Genomic DNA, 10,509 nt, shown 5'->3' with positions numbered 1-10,509 from the left:
GGCATTTGGGCGATTTCATCCAAGCTGTAGGCCTCCATTAAGAAATCCAAAAGAGTGGTTCCAAACACGGACTGATCCACCTCTGTGGTGAAGGAGCTACACTTGTAAAACAGGTGCTGAAGAAACATTTGCTTCTCCCGTGTCATGTTTTCGGTAATGTGGAACCGCATCCGTGTGAGGCGTTGCGGGGCTTGGAATTGTTCACTCATGATGAGCGTCTTTTTCAAGCGCCCGAAACGAAGCCGGTCGGCAATGACCCAGGCATCATTCATGTCTGTCTTATCCATTTCGGCATAAGCCTTTTTGAAGTTTTTGATCTGTTTGGGGTTGATCACATAGACCTTAGAATTTCACTGATTTAACAGATCATCCTGATTAAAAAATATGGCCGGATGCCAACTATAGACAGACGTCGCTTCCATACCAATTTAGATCATCTTGATATGGTGAACCCATGATGTATGGACAATGGCATTACGCAATTCAGTAACACCTGGCAAGTTGTTCGCAACTGTAAGGGTGCTAAGCGTTTCGCCTTCCTGATTCATAAGGCAGGCTTTCATGTCCTTTGAGCTTACATCAATTCCGACAAAAAGTTTCATTGGATTGAACCTCCTTTCATTTTAGGATCAAGGGATCAGGCGCTTCGGGATGCCCCCAGATGGTTTGCCGATCAATCAGCCTCGCTTATCAGAACTCATCCGGAGCCACGAGCTGCGTCTGAACGCTGCCACGTTCAGCGTGGTGTTCACCGGAGGAACAGCCTACGGGTTAGAAGGTCGGGCAAAAACTGGGGACGCAGACTTTTTAAGTAGTCAAAGCTACAGAGTGTTCTCAACGTTAACCCAAATGATCCTAAGAACATTATCTAGGAACATCACGAAACGCCCAAGTCCTAAATTGATGTTTTCGGGGCTCGACCCGAAAACATCAAAGATTCACTTGTCAAAGAACAATCATTCAACTGAAATTGACTCATTTAATAGGATCGAAACTTATTATACGAGGGTGTCTTGGAATACCCGATATTTAAACAGTGTCGAGAAAAACTTAACACATACAAATAATCTTTTTTGTTGAAATGTTGCAAAAAGAGGTTTATATTAAAAATTGACAACTTCATGAACGTAACCACAGGGGGAGCGTTTAGCTGAGAGTGAACGTGAAGTTCTGACCCTTTGAACCTGTCCAGTTAATGCTGACGTAGGGATGTGGAATGCTTTTCTCTTGTCTCCCATGGTCAGTTATGTTCATGCATGCCAAAAGGGGGATTTTTTAATGAAAAATTTAAGTTTGCAGGCCATGATTGAAGCGGCGATTTTTGCAGCATTCTCGATGGTGTTGGATTTGCTGCCGTCCATAAAAGTGACATCGGGCATTTCCTTGTCGTTTGCGATGATGCCAATCTTTGTAGTGGCGTTCCGTTGGGGATTCATGGCAAGCGTATTGTCCGGCTTTATTTGGAGCCTCCTGCAGCTTGTCACAGGAGATGCGAACGACATTTTGAACCCGGTGCAAGGCATTATGGAATATCCGGTCGCCTTTTCGTTTATCGGCTTCGCAGGGTTATTGCGCCCGCTGATCCAAAATAGCAGCTGCTTAGGGCATAAAGGGGCCATGTCTGTATGGATGTCCCTTTCGGTTCTCGTCGGCAGCATCGCCCGGTATTTCTGGCATTTTATCGCCGGAATTGTTTTTTGGGGGTCTTACGCGCCGGCTGGACAATCCGCTTTTATGTATTCGCTAATCGTTAACGGCGGCACGATGATCGGCAATACGGTTTTGTGTGCGGCGATCACAGTAGTTCTGTTTAATGCCGCGCCGCAGTTGTTGACAAAATACCGGCACGAACACCGGAAAGCGGCATAAAGGATAAAAATTGGATGGTTTTAAATGTGAAAGCGGCATGTCTCCCTTGCGCGGGGCATATCCGCTTTTTCTTTTTGGCTCTGTTAAATGTTATTGTTGATGACCGTCTATATTTTGGATTTAAGCGGGTAAGAAGAGACTCCTACGGCTGAAGCATCGAGTGCTGTCTGCAGCAACGTTATCCCGATGTCGGACGCTGAACTGAAGGGAAGGCCTTCAAAACTTGGCACCGCGTTTTGACGAAGCAGCGGTTCCGGATTACGGCAAATATACCGACCCGGGCAGCCTTGGACATTAAGGCAAACCAATATCCTAAAATAGGCTAGGCTGTTTTCTCATTGCTTCCCATTCGGTAAAGGTTTACAATAATTGTAAACCTTATAACCACAAGGGGCGATTTAATTGGAAGTTAGAGATTTTATGATCCGCGATGTGATAACAGTGAAAAAAGAAACAACGATCCGGGAGCTGTTAAAAGTGCTTGTTGACCATAAAATCGGCGGTGTCCCTGTCGTCGACGGACAGGGGAAGCTGCTCGGAATGATCAGCGACGGGGATGTCATTCGCTTCCTGCAGCCGAAAGCGCGGACGGTCTACGATTTTTATATCACAATCGTCGTGAACGAACGTGAAGATTTTAACGAAAAGCTTGCGCAAAGCCTTGACTTGCCTGTTGAAAAAATCATGAAACGGCGGGAACTGTATACGGTGAAACCGGATGACGATTTTGAAAACGCCTTAAGTATTTTAGCCAAACACCATTTTAAAAAATTGCCGGTTGTCAATCCGGCCGGGCGCGTTGTAGGCGTCATCAGCAGGGGTGACATTATGCGCCAAATTACAACAAAACTGATCAACAGCTAAAATCATGTTTACGTTTTCCTCTCCGGGGAAGACTATTATTGAGAGTCTGACTCGGGAGGTTAAACGATGAACGAAAAATCAATTCCGCATTATCCGGAACCAATTTGGCGCAAAACAGTATCACTACCGCGTTTTCCCTCATTGCAAGAAGACATTGAGGCGGATGTGGCGGTTGCCGGCGCAGGAATGGCCGGGATTGTGACGGCATATTTGCTTGCAAAAGAAGGAATAAAAACTGTGCTTTTTGATGCGGGAGAAATTGCGAACGGCACAAGCGGCCATACAACGGCGAAAATTACGGCACAACACGGCCTCGTTTATGATGAACTGATCCAGCATATCGGCATAGAAAGGGCCGGGCTTTATTACAAAGCTAATGAAGCGGCCGCGTCCTTGATTAAAAACATCATTCGTGAAAACGACATTTCATGCAGTTTTTCCCATCAGGCTGCCTTTCTTTACACTAATTCGGATGATTATTTTGAAAAACTTGAGAAAGAAATGCGGGCATATGATACGCTCGGTATCCATGGCGAATGGCTGGATAGGCTGCCGGACGGGATCCCCGCGAAAAAAGCGGTAAAAATGGAACGCCAGGCACAATTCCATCCTCTTTCGTATTTAAAAGCTTTAGTCGAATTTTTAATGGAAAAGCAAGTCCCGATCTTCGAAAATACAACGGCTAAAGACATTGAATACGGCAACCCGATTAAAATCAAAACGGAAAAAGGGCACACGATTTCCTGCAATTACGTCTGCATTTGCACGCATTATCCTTTCTACGATGCAAAAGGGCTTTATTTTACAAGAATGTACCCGGAACGTTCCTATTTAATTGCGGTAAAGCCCGAAAAGCCATTTCCGGGCGGGATGTATATCAATACCGAACAGCCAACGAGATCCTTCCGTGAAGTGGAAGCGGAAGGTGAAAAACTGCTTTTGGTCGGGGGCGAAAACCATAAAACCGGCCAGGGCGGTCCGATGATCCGGCATTATGAAGTATTGCAGGAATTCGCCGAAAAAACATTCGGGATTGAAACATTTTATTGCCGGTGGTCGGCGCAGGATTTAACGACACTGGATAAAATCCCTTATATCGGGCCGGTTACGAAAATGGAACCGAATGTTTTCATTGAGACCGGTTTCCGAAAATGGGGGATGACGGGCACCCATGTTGCCGCCCTGATCATGCGTGATCTGATTTTGCAAAAAGAAAATCCTTATGTGGAAATGTTCGCACCGCAGCGTTTTGAAGCGGATCCAATGGTAAAGAATTTCGTTTCCGCAAATGTGGATGTAGCAGAGCACCTTGTAAAAGGAAAGTTTGATTTGCCGGATAAACCATTGGAACAATTGGAACCGGATGAAGGCGCCGTTGTCCGTATCAACGGAAAGCGGGCAGGCGCTTATAAGGATAACGAGGGAAACATCTATCTCCTCGATACGACCTGCACACATATGGGGTGCGAAGTGAAATGGAACTCAGGGGAACGGACATGGGACTGCCCGTGCCACGGTTCAAGATTTTCTTTTACAGGGGAAGTTGTAGAAGGGCCGGCAAAAGACCCATTGACAAAAATCGAATACCAGGAGTAAAGTTTGAAAAACACCGCCGAAATTCGACGGTGTTTTTTTGTATCTATGCGCGAAACTATGACAATATGCCTATGTTACAAATTTTTCACGATATTACAAAGGCTGCTTTTTGTGTAACCAAATCAACACTTTCCCGTTATCGGGCTGTTACTTCATTATGTTAGCATTTTTGGTGTTGGCGGAAAGTCGGCAAAAAGAGGAGGTTGCATTTTATGAAAAAAGCAGTAACAGCACTCGCGGCTGCGGTGACATTAACAAGTGTGATGGCTGCCAATGCTTCAGCCGCCGCCCCGGATACTTATACTGTAAAACAGGGGGATACACTTTGGGGGATTTCAAAAAAATACAACACATCCGTCAAAGAATTGAAGCAATGGAACCAGCTTTCCACAGAAACCATCTATCCTGCACAAAAACTGAAAATTTCCCCGAAAAAAGTTTACGTCATTAAAGCCGGGGATACCCTTTCGGAAATCTCGGCCAAATATGGAGTAACGGTCGAACAATTAAAAAAATGGAACGACCTGCCATCCAACATCATTTTCCCAAATGACGAAATTGTCATCCATACCAATCCCCGGAGCAAGATTACGGTGAAGGATGATTCTGCAGACGTCTCCGTTCAGGCAAAAACGAATACGGATCAGGCAAGGGTGGAAGTGAAAAAGCCGATGGTAAATGTACAAACATCCGAAAAAACCACTTCCCGCCCGCAAGGAAGGACAATAACCGTAACGGCAACGGCTTATACGGCCAATGATCCGGGCTGTTCCGGCGTAACGGCGACCGGCATCAATTTGAAAAACAATCCGGACGCAAAAGTGATCGCCGTTGACCCGAATGTTATTCCGCTCGGCTCAAAAGTGTACGTGGAAGGTTACGGAACGGCTGTTGCCGGCGATACCGGTGGTGCCATCAAAGGGAACCGCATCGACGTCCTTGTGCCGAATACGGGTGAAGCAATGAACTGGGGGCGCCGCACGATCCAGGTGACGATTTTGGACTAATGTGTTTATGCGCAAATGGAAGAAACAAAAAAATAGCATATACATCAGGAAGTGAAAAGGGTACGATGGGGGATCAACTGAATTTTTGGAGGCCGCCCGGCTAAACAAAGCTCAGACGAAGTGTTTTGTTTAGCCGGGCTTTTTATTTTGCCTTGGCATTTTCCGGAAAACATTGTAAAGTAAGGTTAGAAATCGAGAGGAGTGGTTGAGTTTGTCGTTTCCATTGATCATCGCCGAAAAACCCGACCAGGGGCTCACCCTTTGTTCGGTTTTTCCCTTTGTAAAACGCCAGGGCTATATCGAGATCCGTCCCAATGACATTTTCCCGGAAGGCGCCTACTGCACATGGGCGGTCGGCCATTTGGCGCAGCTCGTGCAGCCGGAAAGCTATAACCCCGCCTGGAAGCAGTGGAAGCTTGAAACGCTGCCGATCATTCCGGAAAAATTCCGATATGAAGTTTCCAAAACGAAATATAAGCAGTTTCATACCGTCAAAAAGTTGCTGAAAGATGCGCGTGTGACAGAGATTATCCATGCGGGCGATGCCGGCCGAGAAGGGGAGCTGATCATCCGCAATATCATCCATTTGTCCGGCATCAAAAAGCCGCTGAAGCGCTTATGGATCTCTTCTCTGACACCGCAGTCGATCAAGGAAGGGTTCCGGAATCTTTTACATGACGAAGATACCAGTTCTTTATATCATGAGGCATATGCTCGCGCTTGTGCGGACTGGCTTGTCGGCATGAACGCCTCGCGCGTCTACAGCCTGCTTCTAAAGCAAAAAGGGATCAATGATGTGTTTTCTGTCGGACGCGTCCAGACGCCGACCCTTGCTTTAATTGTAAAAAGGGAACTTGAAATCGAAAATTTTAAGCCTGAACCGTTTTGGGAAGTCACCGCCTTGTTTCAATTTGATGACAAACAATACGAAGGAAAGTGGGTAAAAAATGGCGAATCGCGTTTAAAAGACCCCGCCATGGCGGAGCGGATCGCCGCATTTTGCCGACAAAAACCGGCAAAAGTTGCGGCGCTTAAAAAAGAAAGAAAAGAATTCCAGCCCCCGCTTCTGTTTAATTTATCGTCACTGCAGGCGGCCGCAAACCAGGCTATTAAATTCCCACCGAAAAAAACGCTTGATCTGGTACAGTCTCTGTACCAAAAAGGGATCGTATCCTACCCGCGTTCCGATTCCAATTACGTCACAAAAGGGGAAGCCGAAACGTTTCCGGATATTTTGCAAAAACTGCAGACTTATCCTGAGTATGCCCCGTTTTTCCCGCTTCCGCACCCCTCCATCATCAACAATAAACGCTTCGTGAATGAAAAAAAGGTGTCTGACCACTATGCGATCATCCCGACTGAACAGGTGGTAAACCCGGAAAATCTTCCGAATGACGAGAGGAAAATTTACGATATGATTGTGCGACGTCTCATTGCCGCCCATTACGGAAATGCGGTTTATCATTATACTACGGTTAAGACGCTGGTGGACGGGCGCGCCGAATTTATTTCAAAAGGCACGCAGATGGAAAAAGAAGGCTGGCGCAAAGTCATTTTTGCAAATGAAAAAGAGAAAGACCGCATTTTGCCGGAAGTCAAACAGGGGGATAAGGGCATTGTAAAGGATGTCAAGATAAAAGAAGGCAAAACCCAGCCGCCGAAACGGTATACGGAAGGACAGCTGATTACGCTTATGAAAACAGCGGGAAAATTTATTGAAGATGAAGCACTTGAAAAAGTGATGGCGGATGTCGAAGGGCTCGGGACGGAAGCAACAAGGGCAGGGGTGATCACTTTATTAAAAGAGCGTAAATATATCGAAGTGAAGAAAAATCAGGTATATGCAACCGATAAAGCGAAAGTGCTCATCCGCGCGGTCGGCGGTAAAATCCTCGCCTCCCCGGAAATGACGGCAAAATGGGAGCAGCGTCTCCGGGAAATCGGGAAAGGGCAGGCATCCCCGGCTGGCTTCATGGAACAGTCAAAAAAGCTGTCAGCCAAAATTGTGCACGATGCAGTCCAATCCGCAAACGAATGGGATTTTTCCGGTTTGAAAGTGGATGAGATCAAAAGGGTGAAATCGAAATATACATTAGGCAAAAAGATGGGCAAATGCCCGAAATGCGGCGGCGATATCGTTGATAAAGGCAATTTTTACGGCTGCAGCGCCTATCAAAAATCGGGATGCACCTTTACGCTTCCGAAAGTCATACTCGGCAAAAAAATCAGCCAGGCGAATGTAAAAAAACTTTTAGCCGGCGAAGAAACAAACCTCATCAAAGGATTCAAGAAAAATGAAAAGGCGTTCGATGCCAAACTGAAACTGGAACAAGAAAAACTGCGCTTTATTTTTGGAAAAGAAAAAACGGAGGGTTAACCCCGCTTATTCGAGAGCGGGGCTATCTGCCTGACGGCGGTTTTTCTTCCGATTCACCAATATGGCAATGGCGATGATAAATATCATGACGATCAAGCTTGCATAAAACCCGGGGCGGATTTCTTTTTCCGCCAGTGTCCCGCTGATCGAGAGCAGCAGAACCACCATACCGATATAACCCATTATTTTGTCAGAGCCTTTCATTTTTAACACGCGCATTGCGGAGAGGATAATAAACAGCCAGTTCATTAAAAGCAAAATCCCGGCAGCTGTTGTAATGTATTCGTAAATTTTCCCCGGCAAAAGAAGCGCAGTAATTATGGATAAAACCAAACCGGCGGTAGCGAGTGCCAGTGATGGAAGGGGGAGGTTTTTCCACTTTTTGATCTTTTTCTCGAACAGTTTTGGCGCGTCTCCGTCATCCGACAAGGTGACAAGTAGATTGGTTACCCCGAACAGAGAAGCAGTCATGGTGGAAAATCCGGCAATAATAATCGCCCCATTAAATACATGGGGGAAAAAAGTAAGATGATAATCATCCATCGCCTTGACAAACGGGCTTTCTTTATCGTTAAAAGCCGTGTATGGTTCCATAGTGACGGTAAGGCCGAGCGAGAGCACGTAAATGATGGTTAACAAGACTAACATAATCGATCCCGACTTTGGCGCATCGTCCTTGTTTTTTAATTGCATCGCCATTAAGCCGATGACTTCGATCCCGCCGAACGCATAAAAGGCGTAAATGAGTGAAGCCCAAAAGCCCATCAAGCCGTGGGGGAGGAACTCACCATAAGTATCCGGAAGCCGCACTCCGCCTCCGTGCCTTCCGTTAATCCAGCCGGACAAGGCGCAAAACGCAAGCACGATAAACATGACAATTGCTGCGGTTTTGACAACGGCCAGAATATTTTCCACCTTGTCAAATCCTTTTGTGCCGAACAGGACGACAATGATGGCAAGAGATGCGTAAACGGCCGCCATTACCCATAACGGCGCATTTTGGAACCAAAACTTTGTCAAAATGGACAGCGCGGTTAATTGGCTGCCCATAATGAGGATATTTGAACACCAGTAATTCCAGCCGCAGCTGAAACCAGCCCAATTCCCGTAAGCTTTTTTCGCATAATAGCAAAATGAGCCTTCGCGCGGGTCATCGGCTGTCATTTTCGCGAGCGCATGGAAAACGATATATGTTCCGATGGCTGCGATCAGGAAAGAAAACACGATCGAAGGGCCAGTGGTTTTAATTCCGATGCCTGAGCCGAGAAAATACCCGGTTCCGATCGTGCAGCCGACACCTACAAGCGAAAGCTGCCACCACGCTAAATTGCCTTTTTTTGCCGCTTTCGATGGTTGTTTCGAATTGCCCATCCGGTTCCCTCCTTTACCATACATACTGTTTGATAAAGGATGCCGGATTATGTACGGGTTCCGGCTGTTTTTTCGTTCAGGCCTTCGCAGAAAAACTTGTACATTTTATGCCGTGCCATCCTTTTTTATGCGGGGAAATGCATCATTTTGGGAAAATGTGAAACTTCATCTGCATTTTTTCGTAAAGAAATATTAAAATACGATTCAAACGGATACGAGGTGGCTTTTGATGTCCCGGAAAAACAGCAAAACAAAACATGCGATCTTCAGCCTCGGTTCTGTCGGGCTGCTCGTTTTGGCGAAACTGAAATATGTACTGGCAATCTTAAAACTAATGAAATTGTCATCTTTATTCACCTTATTTTTATCCCTTGGCGTGTACGCTATTGTTTACGGCTGGAAATTTGCGGTTGCATTGATATATTCGATGCTTTTGCACGAATCAGGCCATATGATCGCGGCTAAAAAACGCGGGGTGAAAACATCGCCGATCTTTTTTATCCCTTTTGTCGGGGCGGCTGTCGGCATTCAAGAAGAAATCAAACATTCCAAAGATGAAAGCTATATTGCTTACGGCGGCCCGCTGTTCGGGACGGCCGCAACGGTCATTGCGCTTCTTTTGTATTTATTGACGCACGGGGATGTATGGCTGCTCGCCGTTTACCTTGGCGCGGTGATTAATCTTTTTAATTTAATTCCGTTTTCGCCTTTGGACGGCGGAAGGATCGTTACGGTCATTTCGCCGAAAATATGGCTGATCGGCCTTATGCTGCTTTTGGTGTATTCATTTTTCGCGCCAAATCCGGTGATCGTCTTTATACTCATTATCGGTGCCTTTGAAGCTTTCTCCCAGCTGCGGCGCCCGTATGCGGCCCGGCTTTCTCAAGGTTTTTTGCACCTGCTAGAAAAAAGAAAACAGGCTTTGCAAAGCTTCCAGCAAACGGAGGACGTATATGAACGGAATGTGCTTGCCTATGAAGATGAACAATACGGCCGGCGGTTAAAGGAACGGGTGCGGTTTATAAGAGAGAACGAACATTTACGGAAGAACTACAAAAAGGTGCGCCTCGCCCTGCTGGAAAAGCGGCTGGAAATTTATCAATTTACGTCTTTTCAAGATCCGGAGACCGGGCTGGAATGGCTGGAGAGAAATATAAAAGAGGAAGAAAAAAACGCCCTGCAAATGAGGCAGTATTTCCAAACGGCGGCAAAAGAAAAAATTCTCGCGGGGCTGGCCTACCTGTTGCTCATTGTGGTGCTTGGAATCCTGCTTTACATCAGCCGAGATATTCTCCCGGATCCGCATGCGTTTAACGCTGCGGGCCGGGCAATATTTTAAATTGGGATCAAGGAGGAGTCGTTGTTTAAATAAACAGTTTAGGCTGTTGAAAGCAGTCTATTTTTTTGGCCTGTAATTGATGATAA

Annotated in this window: 7 protein-coding genes, 1 pseudogene and 1 riboswitch; of the genes and pseudogenes, 6 read left to right on the top strand and 2 right to left on the bottom strand. The window is 46.2% G+C overall.

Annotated elements, in window-relative coordinates; all coding sequences use genetic code 11:
- A pseudogene (locus GBH70_RS17810) lies at positions 1 to 602 on the bottom strand (IS110 family transposase); the annotation flags it as partial.
- 524 nt (positions 603 to 1,126) lie between these two features.
- A riboswitch (TPP riboswitch) is annotated at positions 1,127 to 1,227 on the top strand.
- A gap of 51 nt (positions 1,228 to 1,278) precedes the next feature.
- On the opposite strand from GBH70_RS17810, the gene thiT reads away from it, so the two are divergent.
- From thiT to GBH70_RS10170, 5 genes are all read left to right on the top strand, one after another.
- Positions 1,279 to 1,869, top strand: coding sequence for an energy-coupled thiamine transporter ThiT (gene thiT, locus GBH70_RS10190; RefSeq protein WP_151680942.1), 591 nt, complete (start codon positions 1,279 to 1,281; stop codon positions 1,867 to 1,869).
- A gap of 402 nt (positions 1,870 to 2,271) precedes the next feature.
- Positions 2,272 to 2,733, top strand: a complete 462-nt coding sequence (locus tag GBH70_RS10185; RefSeq protein WP_151680941.1) for a CBS domain-containing protein — start codon at positions 2,272 to 2,274, stop codon at positions 2,731 to 2,733.
- A gap of 66 nt (positions 2,734 to 2,799) precedes the next feature.
- Positions 2,800 to 4,329: an FAD-dependent oxidoreductase gene (locus GBH70_RS10180; RefSeq protein ID WP_151680940.1), complete on the top strand. Its 1,530-nt coding sequence runs from the start codon at positions 2,800 to 2,802 to the stop codon at positions 4,327 to 4,329.
- 212 nt (positions 4,330 to 4,541) lie between these two features.
- A complete protein-coding gene (locus tag GBH70_RS10175) occupies positions 4,542 to 5,336 on the top strand; it encodes a LysM peptidoglycan-binding and 3D domain-containing protein (protein WP_151680939.1) in 795 nt (264 codons plus the stop codon).
- 211 nt (positions 5,337 to 5,547) lie between these two features.
- Entirely contained in the window at positions 5,548 to 7,713 is a 2,166-nt protein-coding gene (locus GBH70_RS10170; RefSeq protein WP_151680938.1) for a DNA topoisomerase III, read from the top strand.
- A 6-nt stretch (positions 7,714 to 7,719) separates the two neighbouring features.
- On the opposite strand, the gene GBH70_RS10165 is transcribed toward GBH70_RS10170, so the two are convergent.
- Positions 7,720 to 9,084: an amino acid permease gene (locus GBH70_RS10165; RefSeq protein ID WP_151680937.1), complete on the bottom strand. Its 1,365-nt coding sequence runs from the start codon at positions 9,082 to 9,084 to the stop codon at positions 7,720 to 7,722.
- Between the two features lie 229 nt (positions 9,085 to 9,313).
- Between GBH70_RS10165 and GBH70_RS10160 the strand changes: the two genes are divergently transcribed.
- Positions 9,314 to 10,423, top strand: a complete 1,110-nt coding sequence (locus GBH70_RS10160; protein ID WP_151680936.1) for a site-2 protease family protein — start codon at positions 9,314 to 9,316, stop codon at positions 10,421 to 10,423.
- Positions 10,424 to 10,509: the final 86 nt, after the last annotated feature.

The sequence above is a fragment of the Weizmannia acidilactici genome (assembly GCF_008974225.1).
Lineage (GTDB): Bacteria > Bacillota > Bacilli > Bacillales > Bacillaceae_C > Weizmannia > Weizmannia acidilactici.
This window is presented reverse-complemented; position numbering and strand designations above follow the sequence as displayed.